Consider the following 15,956-nt stretch of genomic DNA (forward strand, 5'->3'; position numbering starts at 1 on the left):
TTTGCAAACACTTGGGAGCGCAAACATATGGCACGAGCTTGGCAGCGTATGCTTTCGGGGCGCCGTCTGGATCTTCTGGATCCGACCCCCGTGGACATCGAGATAGAAGACATCGCCCACGGCCTCGCCTTTGTGGCGCGCTGGAATGGGCAAACGCGCGGCGACTTTGCGTATTCCGTCGCCGAACATTCCCTCCTGGTCGAAGAAATCTATGGCCGCATGTATACATCAGCGACCGCCAAAACCCGTCTCACAGCATTGCTGCACGACGCACCGGAGTACGTGATCGGCGATATGATTTCACCTGTGAAAGCCGCCGTCGGCCCTGATTACGGAAAGCTCGATGACCGCCTCATGGCCGCCATTCACATCCGCTTTGGCCTGCCCGCGGAAACCCCCAAACGGCTGAAAGCACAGATCAAGAAGGCCGATAAAATCTCCGCTTGGATGGAGGCCACGCAGATCGCCGGCTTTTCGGTTGCGGAAGCCAACAAACTCTTTGGCATCCCCGACCCAAAAATCATCGACGGGCTCTCAATAAACTTGCGTCCCCCGGTTGAGGCGCGCAATGATTACACCGCACGACATGCCGCATTACTGGCACAAGTCTAGAATACATATTGAACCACTAAGTCTCTATTTCAGGCCCAAATAATGAAGCAAATTTCCATCCAACCCGGCACACAGGCCGATTTGCGCCAAACCGCTGAACTGCTCAACGAGATCATCGCCGCAGGCGGGACCACGGCGATCACCAAATGCATGACCAAAGAGTCTCTTGGCGCATGGTTGATGGCCGACCCTGATGATGCTGTCTGGCATGTGGCCTTCTCAGAAGATGGCACACTGTTGGGCTTTCAATGGATCGGCCCCTTTGGCGCGCTTCCGCCGGAAGCCTGTGAAATCGGCACATTCGTCAAAACTGGCAAAACCGGCCTTGGGATTGGCTCAAAGCTGTTTGAAGCCACCAAACGGGCGGCCCGTGACATGGGCTATGAATGGATCAACGCAGAGATCCGCGCTGACAACACAGGCGGCCTCGCTTATTATCAAAGCCGTAACTTCGAAACCTACGCGCGCAAACCCTCTGTCGCGCTTGAGGATGGCAGCACTGTGGATAAGGTGCAGAAGCGGTATGATCTCAAATAAATTACGCGCCGGATCATGGATCCGACGCGCGGTTTCACGTGAAACACAGTGTCAAGGCAAGCTTTAGGACAGCGCCCTGATCACCTCTTGCGCCACGGCGACAGAGGAATTCGGGTTTTGCCCGGTGATCAGATTGCCGTCTTTTTGCACATAGGACAGCCAATCGTCGCCTTTGTAGTAAATACCGCCCCGCGCGACCAGCGCATCTTCAAGCAGTTTCGGAACCACATTGGTGAGACCAACCGCCTCTTCCTCACTGTTGGAAAAGCCGGTCACTTTGCGGTCTTTTACGATATAGGATCCGTCTGCGTCTTTGGCATTGATCAGCACAATTGGGCCGTGACAGACACTGGATACAGGCTTGTCCGCTGCAAAAAACGCTTCGATCAGATTGATGGAGTCCGCGTCGTCAACCAGATCCCACATCGGGCCATGGCCACCAGGATAGAAGATCGCATCAAAATCTTCCGCAGCCACATCTGCCAGTTTGGCGGTGTTGTTCAGCGCAACATTGGCCGCCGCATCCGCTTCAAACCGATGGGTGTCATCCGTTTGAAAATCTGGCTCGTTGCTCTTTGGATCAAGCGGTGGCAGGCCGCCCATGGGCGACGCCAGGGTCAGCTCAAATCCCGCATCCACAAACGCATAGTAGGGCGCCGCGAGCTCCTCGAGCCAGAAGCCGGTTTTTTCGCCTGTTTCCCCAAGCTGGTCGTGGGAGGTCAGCACAACAAGGATCTTTTTGGTCATCAGGTGTTCCTGCAATAAGCTGAGGCAACCCGTGCCGCCTCTTCTGTGATCGCATCTAGGGATCATTGCCCCAACGGCACAAGTGAGGTAATTGGAAATACATTTTTGCGTAATTGCAACAATAAGGGGCTGCAGAATGGCATTGTGGGACGGCATCGAAGAGTTCGCCATGGTGGCACAGACCGGCAGCTTCACTACAGCCGCGCGCCGTCTCAAGGTGTCAACATCACACATCTCCCGTCGCGTGCAGGCGCTGGAGGATCGTCTTGAAACCAAGCTTCTGGCGCGGACAACCCGCACCGTGCGGCTCACCGAACTGGGTGCAGAATACTATGCCCAAATCGCGCATGTGATCGCTGGTCTACAAGAGGCCAACCAAAGCATCGCAGGCAATATTGAGGCGGTTTCGGGTCTAATACGCGTGTCAGCTGCTGGCCCATTCGCGGAACAGGTTGTCGCGCCAAGACTGCTTGATTTCGCCGCTGAAAATCCTCGCATCACGCTCGAAATTGACTTCAACAATCGCAATGTGGATTTGGTCGCTGACGGCTATGACTTCGCCCTGCGTTATGGTGTGCTGTCCAGCAGCTCTCTGATAGCCCGGAAACTGGTAAACCACCGCCTCGCTTGTGTTGCCGCGCCCGCCTATCTGGCCCGGCACGGAACACCGCAAACACCTCAGGACCTGCGCCAGCATTCCTGCCTTGTCGCCAATAATGACACCTGGCTGTTTCACAACCCAAAAGACGGCAGCCCCCTGCCCGTCAAAATTTCGGGCCGGCTGCGCACCAACAATATTCCGCTCATGCAAGATGCGGTTCGGCGTGGCTTTGGGATTGCCTACTCGCCGATTGGCAATCTGCAACCCTTGATCGACGCGGGCGAAGCCATCCCCATTCTCGAAGGATATGAGGATCAGAGCCGCTCACATTGGATTGTGTATGCAGACCGCCGCCTGATGCCGCGCCATGTGCGCGCGGCGATTGATCACTTACTTGCGTCCTTTGCCACCGACCGCAGCTGAAACGTCTTTTTTACGCGGGATCCAGTGAACCTGGCTGTTGCGCAAAAGGTTAATATTGCCAGGCGAAATTCGCACCGACGCAATACCGACGGGATACCGCCGCGATACAGATAGGCCGTTTTGGCCGAGTCAGAGCAAAATTAACGCGGCGAACGCTTTGCCAAAATCCGCTGCAACGTCCGGCGGTGCATGTTCAAGCGACGTGCTGTTTCGCTCACATTCCGATCACAGAGTTCATAAACCCGCTGGATGTGTTCCCACCGCACCCGATCCGCGCTCATGGGGTTTTCGGGCGGCGGCGGCAGCTCATCTCCGGTGCTCAGCAAAGCGTTGGTCACGTCCTGCGCATCCGCTGGCTTGCTCAGGTAATCGGTTGCCCCGATCTTCACCGCAGCCACCGCTGTAGCGATCGCCCCATACCCGGTAAGCACAACAATCCGGCTGTCTTCCCGCTTCTCACGGATGACCTCAACCACATCGAGCCCGTTGCCATCCCCCAATCGCAGATCCACAACCGCATATGCAGGTGGCCGCACAGTCGCAATAGCCTTGCCAGCAGCAACAGAACCAGCGGTCTCCACCTCAAAGCCCCGTTTTTCCATGGCTTTTGCCAGTCGTTTCAGGAACGGTTCGTCATCATCAACAAGGAGGAGGGATTTGTCCGGCCCGATCTCCGACAGCGCGCTATCAGCCATTTGCCTGTTTCCTATGCAGTTTTCCAACTTGTATCGACACAGGCGAGTGGGGTCAAACCACGGCCCATGTTACATGTTGTTTACGAAGCAACCCACGCGTTGGGCCATATCTTCTGCCGAAACATCGCGACGGAAGTATTCCACAAACCCATGCCCCGGCAGGGTGAGATATGTGAATGTGGAGTGATCGACCAGATAAAACTCATCATCGCCATCTTCAGGCTGCTGTTTGCGATAATAGGTGCGATAGGCTTGGCTTGCCGCCTTCACCTGCTCTGGCGATCCGGACAGGCCAACCATGCGCGGATGCAGATAATCTGTGAACTCTTTCAACACTTCAGGCGTGTCACGCTCAGGATCAATCGTGATGAAAACAGGGGTCACAAGCTCGCCGTTTGTCTCAAGAATTTCAGTGGCTTCTGCATTTCGCGTTGCATCCAGCGGACAAACATCCGGGCAGTAAGTGTATCCGAAATAGATCAGCGATGGCGCGGTAAGAACCTCTGCATCGGTGACGGTTTGACCGTCTTCATGAACCAGCTCAAACGGGCCACCAATTGTGTTTGTCCCACCGGCAATTTGGGTTTGCCGACATTGCGCAAACTGATCGCCACCTTGCCCTCCGCGCCCAACAAACCACATAGCCGCCAAAGCGATGATTGCGACAAAAACAGCCACAGCTGCCACCACACGAACCATCTTACACCTCACCTAGTCATGTTGCGGGAAACTCCGCACAGACCTATCAAGTGTCTGTAGAGACTCAAGGGGAAAGGCCACCAAATGACGGATTTGTCAGGCGAACTGCTTAGCGCAAATCGTCGCAGCAACTGGATACGACTGCGCACATTCATCACCCTGCGCTGGATCGCAATCCTGGGGCAGATCACAGCTCTCCTCATTGCACAATTCGGGTTCGGATTGGTGTTGGAATATGGCCTTTGCTACCTCGCAGTGGGCATTTCCGTCATCGGCAATCTGATCGCAATATTTGTGTTTCCTGAGAACAAATTGCTCACTGAATCCGAGAACAGGTACATGCTGCTCTTTGATGTTTTGCAGCTTGGTTTTCTGCTGTTTCTAACGGGTGGTTTGCACAACCCATTTTCGTTTCTTGTGGTTGCGCCTGTCACCATTGCAGCCTCTGTTTTGTCGATCCGATCTGCGATGATGCTGGCATCTCTGGCGGTTGTTATTGTGACCGCTTTGCTCGAATTTCATCTGCCCCTACGCACAGAAAATCTCTCAGTTCTAGAGATCTCCAACGTGTTTTTGTTTGGCCATTGGACAGCGATTATCATCGCGATCTTCTTCTCTTCTTTCTATTCGCGACAGGTCGTTTCAGAAATGTCCTCGATGGGCGAAGCGCTGGCGGCAACGCAAATGGCTTTGGCACGCGAACAAAAACTCACCGACCTTGGCGGCGTCGTGGCCGCCGCAGCGCATGAGTTGGGCACCCCTCTGGCCACCATCAAACTCGCAAGCGCCGAATTATTGGAAGAACTCGATGATCGTCCTGAACTACGAGAAGACGCCGCTCTCATCAGAGAGCAAGCCGACCGTTGTAGAGACATCCTGCGCTCCATGGGGCGGGCAGGCAAAGACGATCTGCACCTACGAAAAGCACCTTTGTCCGCCGTTATTGAAGAGGCGGCAGAACCTCACATGGACCGCGGAAAAACACTTGTCTTTGACCACTTTGAAATCACAGAAAGTCCTGAAATCTTGCGCAGGCCTGAAATCATTCATGGTCTGAGAAACCTGATTCAAAACGCTGTTGATTTCGCAAGTGACACCGTTTGGGTTGAGACTTCTTGGGATGAAGCTTCAATCAGCGTGCGTATTCTCGATGACGGATCCGGTTTCCCTCCGCATTTGATTGGGCGCATCGGTGATCCATTTATGAGGCATCGAAAACCGGAAAAAGAGCGCAAAAAGCGGCCCGGATATGAAGGTATGGGACTGGGTCTTTTCATAGCTAAAACGCTTCTTGAACGATCCGGTGCAGAGATCAGCTTTGCAAATGGCTCCAAGAATGCCGAGCTTCGCAGCACTCAAAATACAAGCGGTGGTGCGATTGTGGAAGTGATTTGGCCGCGCTCCAAAATCGATGCCAACCACAATCTCTCTCTGATCGGAACCGGAGAGAACCCGCTGCATCGCACCGCCCCTTAACGAGTTACACCTTGATTGGAGCCCGCTATAGTTGCACACTTCTAGCGAGCTTAAAGAAGAATCATCTCCCGGAAGCGTTGCTCTGGAGACTTCAATGTTGGTAACCACTACTCATCTCCTGTTTGTTTTCGCGGGATGTATTTTGCTGGTGGGCGGTGTTTGGATTGCATCTCGCCGTCTGGCGCTCAGTGCGCTCGCGCCAACAAAGGATGAGGAATCCAGCAATAAATCCCGCTTTCTGTTTCGCGCAGGGCTGCTGATCGACGCCAATCCCGCCGCACTCCAAATATGTGCAGAAACCCCAGCAGAGGTGTTTGACTGGTCAACGATGCATGCGAAAATGGTCACGCATTTTCCTGACTTTCCACCTAGCCAAGGCGCATCGCAGGTTCGCGATGTCATCGTCCTTCATGCTGAAGATCCAGAGGATCGTTCGGTATTGACGATCGATCAATGGGATGACGTAGCACGGATCACTCTGGAACAAGACTCTGCGCCCGATACCGCGCGTCGCACAGCCATCATGCAAGCGATGTTTCAAGCCCCAAACCCGGTTTGGAAATCGAGTGCCAACGGCCACGTCGTATGGCGTAACAGCGCTTATAAAAAGCTCGTTGCGTCCCTCAGTCATAAAGCGAAACAAGATCCAGTATTCGATGTGGGCGCACTTCGTCCTGGGGACCCTTCAAAGCGACTGCAAGTCAAAGACGCACAAGGGGAGACCACGCGCTGGTTTGACGTCACAGCAGTCCAAACTGGCGCACATGTGATGTATTATGCTTCAGAGGCTGACGCCGTGGTTTCAGCGTTGGATGCGCAACGCAGTTTTGTTCAGATCTTCTCAAAAACCTTTGCGCATTTATCCACGGGTCTGGTGATTTTTGACAAAGACCAGCTGCTTATCTTGTTTAACCCAGCGCTCTTGGAGCTCACAGGACTAAGCGCAGACTTTTTGTCGAAACGATGTGACGCAAAGTCTTTCTTCGATCAACTACGGGAGATGCAGGTTCTGCCCGATGTCTCCTCACACAGAAGCTGGGCAAAACAGGTTGACGATATCCTTTTATCCGCCTTGGAGGGGCACTACAGTGAGACTTGGACGCTGCCAACCGGCGTAACATACCGCGTTACCGGGAGACCGCATCCCGATGGAGCATTGGTCTTTCTTTTTGAGGACATAACCGCCGAAATCACCGTCACGAGACGCTTCAGGACAGAGCTTTCTCAATGTCACAGTGTACTGGACACAATTGAAACGGCACTTGTGTTGTTCTCCTCCACAGGCCAGGTACAGCTCTGCAATGATGCCTACCGAAAACTCTGGAAAACAGATCCAGACAGCAGCTTCGCACAATACGCTTTAAAAGACGCTATCTTGCACTGGCAGGGCGACTGCTTGCCCAGCGAAATTTGGCCAAATTTACAAGACCGCATCCTGTCCAACGCGATGCGGGAACCTTGGCAAACTGCACTTTCTTTAACGTCAGGAGAAGGTTTGCGTATGTCTGTAACGCCCATCACGGGTGGCATGACACTGGTCGCATTTGATCCGTTTTCATCTGTTTTGGCGCCACAGGATCTAAACAGCTGGATAGACCAAAATACCTGAGCCCCGACCTGATCCGGGTTGCAGCGGGGGAGCGTGGTTTTTACTGTGCCGCCATGACCAGCTTCCACCTTTCTCTCGACCTAAGTTCTGCAAATGCGACCCAAGATCTGGCAATTCGCATTGGGGCCACCTTGCAACCCACTGACGTATTACTGCTCGAAGGCCCAATCGGAGCTGGGAAAACACATTTTGCACGCAGCCTCATACAATCGCTTTTGCCTGTCGCGGAAGACGTGCCCTCGCCGACGTTTACCTTGGTTCAAGTGTACGAAACGGCCGAAAGCGAAATCTGGCATGCAGATCTTTATCGGCTGACATCTCCTGATGAGGTCGTTGAGCTTGGCCTCACAGATGCATTTGAGGAGGCAATCTGTCTTGTGGAATGGCCAGACAGGCTCGCTGATCTACAACCTGACAGCGCCCTGTTTCTTTCATTCTCGCTCGGTGAAGACGAAGGTCAGAGGCACCTGACGATCACGGCCAAAGATCAAAAATGGGCACCTTTGTTAGAAAGTCTCGCGCAATGACCACCCGCGAAGAAGAAATCGCAGAGTTTCTCTCAAGCACCCGCTGGTCTGCAGCGCGGCACGCTCCACTCGCAGGGGATGCCTCAAGTCGCCAATATCGGCGTCTCCATCATGCCAATGGTGATACTGCGATCTTGATGGATGCACCGCAGGAAACTGGCGAAGATATCCGACCATTTCTCCGCATCGCCCAATTCCTGACAGAAAACCAACTCTCCGCACCTGAGATTTGGCACAGCTCAGAAGCGCTTGGGCTTATTCTGATGGAAGACTTCGGAGACGCGTTGTTTGTCGCTGCAATTGCTGAACGCTCCGCGGATGAGCCCATGCTCTATCAAGCTGCCACAGATGTGTTGCTTGATCTCCATCAGCATACGCCACCACCAAAACTCAGCGTGATGGACAACCAGACGCTGGCGCAGATGACCGACCTCGCCTTTATCTGGTATGGATCTGAGTCATTTGAACCGGCAGAAAAGGCGTTGTCTGCTTTTACAGAGGCGTTTCTGCCAAAGCTTGAGAAGTTTTTGCCCGCACCAAGCGTTCTGGCCCTGCGCGACTACCATGCTGAGAACTTGATCTGGCTTCCAAACCGCACAAGTGCCGCACGCGTGGGTTTGTTGGACTTTCAGGACGCGCTTATGGGTCATCCTTGCTATGATCTTGTGTCTCTGCTTCAGGACGCGCGCCGAGATGTTCCTGATGATGTCGCCCAAGCGACGAAAAAGTACTACCTAGAGAGAACCGGCGCCGATCCTGATCTGTTTGAGGTCAGCTACAGCTTGCTTGGTCTTCAAAGGAACTTACGTATCCTCGGCGTTTTTGCACGCCTGTGCAAACAAGCTGGCAAACCTCATTATGTGGATTTCATCCCGCGTGTTTATGGGCATGTGATGCGCAATTTGGTGCATCCAGAATTGTCGCAAGTCGCTGAAATTTTGCGCCCCGCCCTGCCCGAACCATCGTCCGTTTTCCTACAATCCCTGAGAGACCAATGCGCCAAGACCCCCAAGCCGTAATGCTGTTCGCCGCTGGTTTTGGCACCCGAATGGGCGCTCTCACCAAAGACTGTCCAAAACCGCTTTTGAAGGTTGCTGGTAAAACGCTATTGGATCATGCGTTAGAGCTTGCCCAAGCCATCGCCCCAAAAACTTGCGTGGTGAATGCGCACTACAAACATGAACAGATCACACACCATCTCAGCGGATCTGGGGTGCGTGTTTCCATTGAGGCGCCAGACATCTTGGATACCGGCGGTGGGCTGCGTCAGGCTCTACCACTGCTGGGAAACGGCCCGGTTTACACCAGCAATACCGATGCCGTTTGGCAAGGGCCAAACCCGTTTGAGCTGCTGAAAACCGCTTGGTTTCCTGACATCATGGACGCGTTGTTGCTGTGTGTTCCGCAAAAAAATGCTGTTGGCTACACACGAGACGGGGATTTTCAGCTTGATCAAGAGGGACGTCTGAGCCGGGGGCCTGGTACCGTTTACACAGGCGTACAGATCTTAAAAACAGACAGGCTATCTACTATCGAAGAAGAGTCGTTCTCGCTCAACGTAGTCTGGGATCAAATCCAAAAAGAGGCGCGCCTCTTTGGGCTGATCTATCCTGGTACCTGGTGCGATGTTGGCACCCCTGAGGGCATCACGCTCGCGGAAGAAATGTTGGAAAACTCCCATGTTTGAAACGACAGAGACCCCGCGCATTTTCGCGCTCGCTCCTGGTGTCGATTTCCCCAAAGCACTTGTTTCCGGACTGCACCAGCGGTTTGTTGGCATGGCACCACAAGAGATTGCACGCACTCAAATCATCGTAAACACTGCACGTATGGCACGGCGCATTCAGTCGCTTTTCCATGACGGTCCCGCGATGCTGATGCCACGTATCCAGTTACTTGGAGAGTTCGCAAACACCGAGTCCGCCTCCCTACCCAAGGCCACGTCACCCATTCGACAGCGGTTTGAATTGATACAGCTGGTCACGCGTTTGCTGGAACAGCAACCAGATCTGGCAGCACGCGCGTCAGTCTATGATTTGGCGGACAGTCTGGCGAGCCTCTTTGACGAAATGGCCGGCGAAGGTGTGTCGGTTGAGACAATAGAAACACTGGATGTCGCAGATCAATCTGGTCATTGGGCGCGGGCGCAGTCTTTCTTTTCCATTGCGCGGCACTTTCTGGATGATTTGGAGAGCGCCCCCGGTGCAGAGGCCCGTCAACGCCGCGCGATCGAGGAGATCATTGCCCGCTGGGATGCAGAGCCCCCCAAACACCCAATCATTTTGGCGGGCTCTACGGGCTCTCGTGGTACCATGCAGCTGTTGATGCAGGCGGTGGCACGCCTGCCACAAGGAGCAGTAGTCCTCCCCGGCTTTGATTTTGAAATGCCTCAGGACACATGGGGCCATCTGAGCACAGCACTGGAAAGCGAAGATCACCCGCAGTTCCGCTATCACGCATTGCTGGATGCCCTAGATCTGCCAATAAGTTCGGTTTTACCATGGGACAGCACCCCCGCCCCCTCTGAGCTGCGAAATCGGCTGATCTCTCTTGCTTTGCGCCCTGCCCCGGTTACGGATCAGTGGCTCAGTGAGGGGCCCACTTTGGGTGATCTGATGCCAGCCACCGAAAACATCACGTTGGTCGAGGCCACAACGCAGCGAGAAGAAGCACTCACAATCGCGGCGCGTATGCGCAAAGCCGCCGAAGACGGCCAGACCTGTGCCTTGATCACACCGGACCGGATGCTGACGCGCCAAGTCACCGCTGCGCTTGATCGCTGGAACATTGTACCGGACGACAGCGCCGGGCAACCTTTGCAACTGTCTCCTCCGGGGCGTTTCTTGCGCCATATTGTGGCTCTGTTTCACCAGAAACTGACCTCAGAGGCACTGCTTGCTCTTCTGAAACACCCGCTCACCCATAGCGGTGTGGAGCGCGGCAGACACTTGCTGAACACCCGAAACCTGGAGCTTTGGCTGCGTCGAAAGGGAGTGACCTATCCCGAAGCCGAAGCAATGACGGCCTGGGCTCAAACACAAAAGGACGACATGTCCGGCTGGATGCGCTGGTTGACGCATAATTTTTGCAACCAATTACGTTCAAACACCTCAATGGAAGCGCTGTTTGATGCGCATATTTCTCTCGCAGAAGCGATCGCGCATGGCCCCCTCCCAGATGGAGAAACGGGCAGCGGAGGGCTATGGCAAGAGGCCGCTGGCCGCGCTGCGACCCGTGTTTTGGCAGATGTTCGAGAGCATGCGCCAGTGGTTGGGGAAATTTCACCTGCTGATTATGCCGATCTCTTTGGTGCGCTTCTGTCGCGCGGCGAGGTACGTGATCGCGATGCAGGGCACCCGCATATCTTGATTTGGGGTACGTTGGAAGCGCGCGTACAGGGCGCAGACCTCGTGATCCTTGGAGGGCTCAACGAAGGCAGTTGGCCAGAGGCGCCAAGCCCAGATCCATGGCTCAACCGAAAAATGCGCAATGACGCGGGTCTTCTTCTGCCAGAGCGACGGATCGGCCTTGCGGCGCATGATTTTCAACAGGCGGTGGGAGCACCAGAGGTTTGGCTCACACGCGCTATACGATCTGATGAAGCGGAAACCGTTCCATCGCGCTGGATCAATCGATTGACAAATCTATTGGGCGGTTTGCCAGACCAGAACGGGCAGAAGGCGCTGGAAGGCATGTATGAACGCGCGCAGGTTTGGCTTAACCGAGTGCGAGCGTTGGAAACCGTTCCGATGGTGCCTCCGGCCAGCCGCCCTTCGCCAACGCCACCCCTCGCGGCACGCCCGCGCAAACTCTCAGTGACGGAAATCAAACGCCTGATCCGTGATCCCTATGCGATTTACGCCAAACATGTGCTGCGCTTGCGCCCACTTGATCCCCTGATGCGAACACCGGATGCGTTGCTGCGCGGCATCGTTGTGCATGAGGTGTTGGAAAAACTGGTCAAAGAAAGCGCCGATCAAGATATTCCTGTCACACGCGCACGCATTATGGAGATATCAGAGTCTGTTTTGGCCCAAAACGTTCCTTGGGCCACCGCACGTGCGCTTTGGCTTGCACGACTTGCGCGCGTCTCTGATCACATTGTGCATGGTGAAGAGCGCCGCAGAACGCGTGCGACGCCGATCGCCTTTGAGGCAGAAACAAGCGCTCAAGTCGAAGAGTTGGATTTTACACTGACAGCAAAGGCGGATCGCATTGATCGCACGAAGGCAGGCGATCTGATCCTGTACGACTACAAGACAGGCGCGCCGCCTTCAAAAGACGAGCAAACCTATTTTGACAAACAGTTGCTTCTGGAGGCGGCAATGGCTGAACAAAACGGGTTTAAAGGCATAGACCCTGCGCAGGTTGCAGACGCAATCTACATCGGCCTTGGTGCCTCGCCAAAAGATCAACCAGCGCCTTTGGCAGAAACGCCGACAGAAAAGGTGTGGGAGGAGTTTTCGACCCTCATCAGTCACTATCTGAAGGATGGCAAAGGCTTCACCTCTCGCCGCGCCATGCAATCAGAGCGTGACGAAGGTCTCTACGACCAACTTGCACGCTTTGGCGAGTGGGATGCAACTGACGAACCCGCCCCTGAGGTGCTGACATGAACGCCCCCGCACCCCCTACCAATGATGCAACCTTGCGCCAGATCACCGCGGCACGACCTGATGCAAGCACATGGCTATCAGCCAATGCCGGGTCCGGCAAAACCCGTGTGCTGACTGACCGTGTGGCGCGTCTTTTGCTCGAAGGCGTACTGCCGCAACACATTCTGTGCCTGACCTACACCAAAGCCGCCGCAAGCGAGATGCAAAACCGGCTGTTCAAACGTCTTGGCAGTTGGGCCATGAAAAGTGATGCAGAGCTTGCCGAGGAGCTTTCTGAGCTTGGTGTTGTTGGTAAATCCAACGCAGATGATTTGCGGCAAGCGCGCACACTGTTTGCCCGCGCTATTGAAACGCCCGGTGGCCTGAAAATTCAGACGATCCACTCGTTTTGTGCGTCTCTCCTGCGCCGTTTTCCCTTGGAAGCCGGGGTTTCCCCTCTTTTCTCAGAAATGGAAGACCGGGCCGCTGCCTTACTGCGCGAGGATATTGTCGAGGCAATGGCTGAAAGCGAAGATGCCCCATTGCTGCGCAATCTGGCGGTTCACTTTACAGGCGCCGCTCTCGAGGATCTTACAGCAGATATCACACGGCATGCGGATCGGCTGAGGCACGCGAGTGACACAAACGAAGTGGGCGCCATGCTTGGTCTGCCTGATGGCTATGATCAAGCACTGCTCTTGAGTGAGGCGTTTCTCGGCGGAGAAAAGGAGCTCTTGACCAATCTTATCAGCGTCTTGAGAACTGGTGGCACCAACGACAATCGAGCGGCAGACAAACTCTCTGCCATTTCTGCCCCCAACCTGTCGGCACTGGAGATTTTGGAAACAGTTCTCCTAAATGGAAAAGGGGCAAAATCGCCCTTTTCAGCCAAGTTAGACTCTTTTCCTACCAAGGGATTGCGTACAAAGCACGTTGATCTGATGTATCAACTTGAACCGCTGATGCTGCGTATCGAAGATGTGCGTCCGCGGCGTATTGCATTGCGCGCCATGGAGCGAAGCGCAGCGCTACACGCATTTTCAGCGAAATTTCTTGAACGATACGACAAAGCAAAGCAGCAGCGTGGCTGGCTGGACTTTGACGACCTGATCTTGCGCGCGCGTAACCTGCTCAACGAACCCGCTGTCGCAGAATGGGTGCTCTATCGCCTTGACGGTGGCATCGATCATATTCTGGTCGATGAGGCACAAGATACGAGCCCTGTTCAATGGCAGGTTATCGAGCGGCTGGCGCAGGAGTTCACGTCGGGCACCGGCGCGCGCAGTGATGTGACCCGGACCATCTTTGTGGTGGGCGATCAGAAACAGTCAATCTACAGTTTTCAAGGCGCAGATCCCGCAGAGTTTGACCGCATGCGGGAAGAATTTGCGGCACGTTTGCAGCCAACCGGCAACCAATTGCAAAACCTGAGCCTTGAGTATTCGTTCCGCTCCTCACCTGCGGTTCTCAATCTTGTGGACACCTGTTTTGAAAACCATACCTCTGCTGGGTTTCCCAAAGGCAACCGCCACATCGCGTTCAACGATGACATGCCCGGGCGTGTCGATCTTTGGCCGGTGGTGGAGCCTGTGGGCAAAGCGGAAAAAGATGAATGGTTTGATCCCGTCGACCGTCTCGGAGATACGCACCATACCGTGATCCTCGCTGAACGTGTCGCCGCGCAAATCAAACGGATGATTGCGCAGGACTCCATAGCTGACACACGTGGACCTGATGGCAAGTTCACGCAGCGCGCCATTCAGCCGGGTGATTTCTTGATCCTTGTGCAGCGCCGATCTGATCTGTTTCATGAAATCATCCGCGCCTGCAAACTGGAAGGTCTTCCAATCGCTGGCGCAGACCGCTTGAAGGTTGGCGGCGAAATGGCCGTGCGCGACTTGGGTGCGTTACTATCGTTCCTAGCGACGCCAGAGGACGACCTGTCACTGGCCACAGTGTTGCGCTCCCCTCTATTTGGATGGTCAGAACAAGAGTTGTTCGATCTTGCCCATCGACGGACGCCGGGCTCTTTTCTTTGGACAGCTTTGAGGGACCGCGGAACAGAATTTCCTGCAACCATGGCAATGCTGGATGACATGCGCGGGCAAACTGATTTCTTGCGGCCCTATGACCTCATCGAGCGTGTTCTCACACGTCACAAAGGGCGCCATGCCTTGCTTTCGCGATTGGGCGCGGAAGCGGAAGACGGTATCAACGCGTTGCTCAGTCAGGCACTGGCTTATGAAAAATCCTCTGTCCCCAGTCTCACAGGCTTCCTTCAATGGATGGAAACTGATGATCTGGAAATCAAACGCCAGATGGACAGTGCGTCCAACCGGATCCGCGTGATGACGGTACATGGCTCCAAGGGGCTGGAAGCGCCCATCGTGATCATGCCAGATACTGGGAAAAGACTGATCAAGACCGACGCGCCGATTGTGCCTGTGGACCAAACCGCGCTTTGGAATATGTCAGCAGACGCTGCGCCCGACATACTTTCAAACGCGCGTGCAGACATGGCAGAGGCACAAGCCGCAGAGCGTTTACGCCTGCTCTACGTGGCCATGACACGAGCTGAAAAATGGCTGATCGTTGCGGCGGCTGGTGATCTCGGCAAAGACGGCAACAGTTGGTATGATATTGTGCGCAGCGCCATGACCGCATCCAATGCCGCGCAATTCAATTTCCAAGGCGGAGCGGGGCTCAGGCTTTCTCATGGAGACTGGTCTGGAGCGGTTTCTAAGGAGGCAGAGAAGGTTGAAGAGCCAGATTCAAAGGTCCCCGATTATCTACTTAGTGTGGCACAAGTGCCCGACTTAAAGCCTACCACAATTAGCCCTTCGGATCTTGGTGGGGCCAAGGCGCTTGCAGGTGATCAAGGGCTTGATCAGGAAGTTGCCATGCAGCGGGGGACATGGCTTCACTTGCTCTTGGAACACCTTCCCACATATCCGCAGCCTCAATGGGACCAAGTTGCGGAGAGTCTTTTGCAGGACGACCTTGCGGAGATGGAAACTGGTGTTTTTGCGCAATTGCTGAAAGAGGCAAAATCAAACTTAACTTCAGCTGCGCTAGAATGGATTTTTGCGCCCGACGCGCTCGCAGAGGTGCCAATTACCGCCGATCTTGGCACGCTCCGGCTGCATGGCATAATCGACCGTCTGATCATTCAGGAAACTTGTGTTTGGGCCATCGATTTTAAAACCAATGCGATGGTTCCTAATAAAGCAACAGAAACCCCTGAAGGTATTTTGAGACAAATGGGCGCCTATACGCATGCTCTAGAACAGGTCTTTCCTGGCAAGAAAATCCACACAGCAATCCTTTGGACAGCACAGGCTGAGCTTGTAGAGCTGCCACACGATCTTGTGACAAAAGCGCTGCGTGCCACCGCATATCTTGACGCCCCGCAATCACAAACCTAGGTTCCATCAA

At 54.5% G+C, this 15,956-nt stretch carries 13 protein-coding genes; 10 read left to right on the plus strand and 3 right to left on the minus strand.

The features are described from left to right. Positions 1-27 precede the first annotated feature (27 nt). Together J7413_RS09000 and J7413_RS09005 are read left to right on the plus strand one after the other, a co-directional pair. Complete coding sequence (locus J7413_RS09000; RefSeq protein WP_209097753.1) at positions 28-612, plus strand: HD family hydrolase; 585 nt, start codon at positions 28-30, stop codon at positions 610-612. 42 nt (positions 613-654) lie between these two features. After that, positions 655-1,149, plus strand: a complete 495-nt coding sequence (locus tag J7413_RS09005) for a GNAT family N-acetyltransferase (protein ID WP_209097754.1) — start codon at positions 655-657, stop codon at positions 1,147-1,149. A 63-nt stretch (positions 1,150-1,212) separates the two neighbouring features. Here the strand turns inward: J7413_RS09005 and J7413_RS09010 are convergent, their stop codons facing one another. Beyond that, a complete protein-coding gene (locus tag J7413_RS09010; protein ID WP_209097755.1) occupies positions 1,213-1,896 on the minus strand; it encodes a type 1 glutamine amidotransferase domain-containing protein in 684 nt (227 codons plus the stop codon). 136 nt (positions 1,897-2,032) lie between these two features. On the opposite strand from J7413_RS09010, the gene J7413_RS09015 reads away from it, so the two are divergent. Then, positions 2,033-2,920: a LysR family transcriptional regulator gene (locus tag J7413_RS09015; protein WP_209097756.1), complete on the plus strand. Its 888-nt coding sequence runs from the start codon at positions 2,033-2,035 to the stop codon at positions 2,918-2,920. Between the two features lie 140 nt (positions 2,921-3,060). Here the strand turns inward: J7413_RS09015 and J7413_RS09020 are convergent, their stop codons facing one another. Continuing rightward, the gene (locus tag J7413_RS09020; protein WP_209097757.1) at positions 3,061-3,615 is read right to left on the minus strand and encodes an ActR/PrrA/RegA family redox response regulator transcription factor; all 555 of its coding nucleotides are present in this window, start codon (positions 3,613-3,615) and stop codon (positions 3,061-3,063) included. A 69-nt stretch (positions 3,616-3,684) separates the two neighbouring features. Then, a complete protein-coding gene (locus tag J7413_RS09025; RefSeq protein ID WP_247743448.1) occupies positions 3,685-4,257 on the minus strand; it encodes an SCO family protein in 573 nt (190 codons plus the stop codon). A gap of 141 nt (positions 4,258-4,398) precedes the next feature. On the opposite strand from J7413_RS09025, the gene J7413_RS09030 reads away from it, so the two are divergent. The 7 genes from J7413_RS09030 (at position 4,399) to addA (ending at position 15,946) form a co-directional block, all read left to right on the plus strand. Then, positions 4,399-5,790: a sensor histidine kinase RegB gene (locus J7413_RS09030; RefSeq protein WP_209097759.1), complete on the plus strand. Its 1,392-nt coding sequence runs from the start codon at positions 4,399-4,401 to the stop codon at positions 5,788-5,790. Positions 5,791-5,884: 94 nt separating this feature from the next. Continuing rightward, on the plus strand, positions 5,885-7,399 hold the full coding sequence (locus J7413_RS09035; RefSeq protein ID WP_209097760.1) for a PAS-domain containing protein: 1,515 nt from the start codon (positions 5,885-5,887) through the stop codon (positions 7,397-7,399). Positions 7,400-7,452: 53 nt separating this feature from the next. Continuing rightward, positions 7,453-7,926 carry a tRNA (adenosine(37)-N6)-threonylcarbamoyltransferase complex ATPase subunit type 1 TsaE gene (gene tsaE, locus J7413_RS09040; protein ID WP_209097761.1) on the plus strand — a complete coding sequence of 158 codons (474 nt, stop codon included), beginning with the start codon at positions 7,453-7,455 and terminating at the stop codon, positions 7,924-7,926. Further along, on the plus strand, positions 7,923-8,945 hold the full coding sequence (locus J7413_RS09045) for a phosphotransferase (protein WP_209097762.1): 1,023 nt from the start codon (positions 7,923-7,925) through the stop codon (positions 8,943-8,945). Before tsaE ends, J7413_RS09045 begins: the two co-directional genes overlap by 4 nt. After that, a complete protein-coding gene (locus tag J7413_RS09050; RefSeq protein WP_209097763.1) occupies positions 8,921-9,613 on the plus strand; it encodes a nucleotidyltransferase family protein in 693 nt (230 codons plus the stop codon). Before J7413_RS09045 ends, J7413_RS09050 begins: the two co-directional genes overlap by 25 nt. Then, on the plus strand, positions 9,606-12,542 hold the full coding sequence (addB, locus tag J7413_RS09055; protein ID WP_209097764.1) for a double-strand break repair protein AddB: 2,937 nt from the start codon (positions 9,606-9,608) through the stop codon (positions 12,540-12,542). Before J7413_RS09050 ends, addB begins: the two co-directional genes overlap by 8 nt. Next, positions 12,539-15,946, plus strand: a complete 3,408-nt coding sequence (addA, locus tag J7413_RS09060) for a double-strand break repair helicase AddA (protein ID WP_209097765.1) — start codon at positions 12,539-12,541, stop codon at positions 15,944-15,946. The genes addB and addA overlap by 4 nt, the downstream gene beginning before the upstream one ends. The last annotated feature ends 10 nt before the right edge of the window (positions 15,947-15,956 follow it).

Origin of the sequence: Shimia sp. R10_1, assembly GCF_017744095.1 — a bacterium.
Lineage (GTDB): Bacteria > Pseudomonadota > Alphaproteobacteria > Rhodobacterales > Rhodobacteraceae > Shimia.

Excerpts from the sequence above, each read along its gene's own strand:
- J7413_RS09000 (WP_209097753.1), top strand. The coding sequence starts at position 28 with ATGGCACGAGCTTGGCAGCGTATGCTTTCGGGGCGCCGTCTGGATCTT.
- J7413_RS09005 (WP_209097754.1), top strand. The coding sequence starts at position 655 with ATGAAGCAAATTTCCATCCAACCCGGCACACAGGCCGATTTGCGCCAA.
- J7413_RS09010 (WP_209097755.1), bottom strand. The coding sequence starts at position 1,896 with ATGACCAAAAAGATCCTTGTTGTGCTGACCTCCCACGACCAGCTTGGG.
- J7413_RS09015 (WP_209097756.1), top strand. The coding sequence starts at position 2,033 with ATGGCATTGTGGGACGGCATCGAAGAGTTCGCCATGGTGGCACAGACC.
- J7413_RS09020 (WP_209097757.1), bottom strand. The coding sequence starts at position 3,615 with ATGGCTGATAGCGCGCTGTCGGAGATCGGGCCGGACAAATCCCTCCTC.
- J7413_RS09025 (WP_247743448.1), bottom strand. The coding sequence starts at position 4,257 with ATGTGGTTTGTTGGGCGCGGAGGGCAAGGTGGCGATCAGTTTGCGCAA.
- J7413_RS09030 (WP_209097759.1), top strand. The coding sequence starts at position 4,399 with ATGACGGATTTGTCAGGCGAACTGCTTAGCGCAAATCGTCGCAGCAAC.
- J7413_RS09035 (WP_209097760.1), top strand. The coding sequence starts at position 5,885 with ATGTTGGTAACCACTACTCATCTCCTGTTTGTTTTCGCGGGATGTATT.
- tsaE (WP_209097761.1), top strand. The coding sequence starts at position 7,453 with ATGACCAGCTTCCACCTTTCTCTCGACCTAAGTTCTGCAAATGCGACC.
- J7413_RS09045 (WP_209097762.1), top strand. The coding sequence starts at position 7,923 with ATGACCACCCGCGAAGAAGAAATCGCAGAGTTTCTCTCAAGCACCCGC.
- J7413_RS09050 (WP_209097763.1), top strand. The coding sequence starts at position 8,921 with ATGCGCCAAGACCCCCAAGCCGTAATGCTGTTCGCCGCTGGTTTTGGC.
- addB (WP_209097764.1), top strand. The coding sequence starts at position 9,606 with ATGTTTGAAACGACAGAGACCCCGCGCATTTTCGCGCTCGCTCCTGGT.
- addA (WP_209097765.1), top strand. The coding sequence starts at position 12,539 with ATGAACGCCCCCGCACCCCCTACCAATGATGCAACCTTGCGCCAGATC.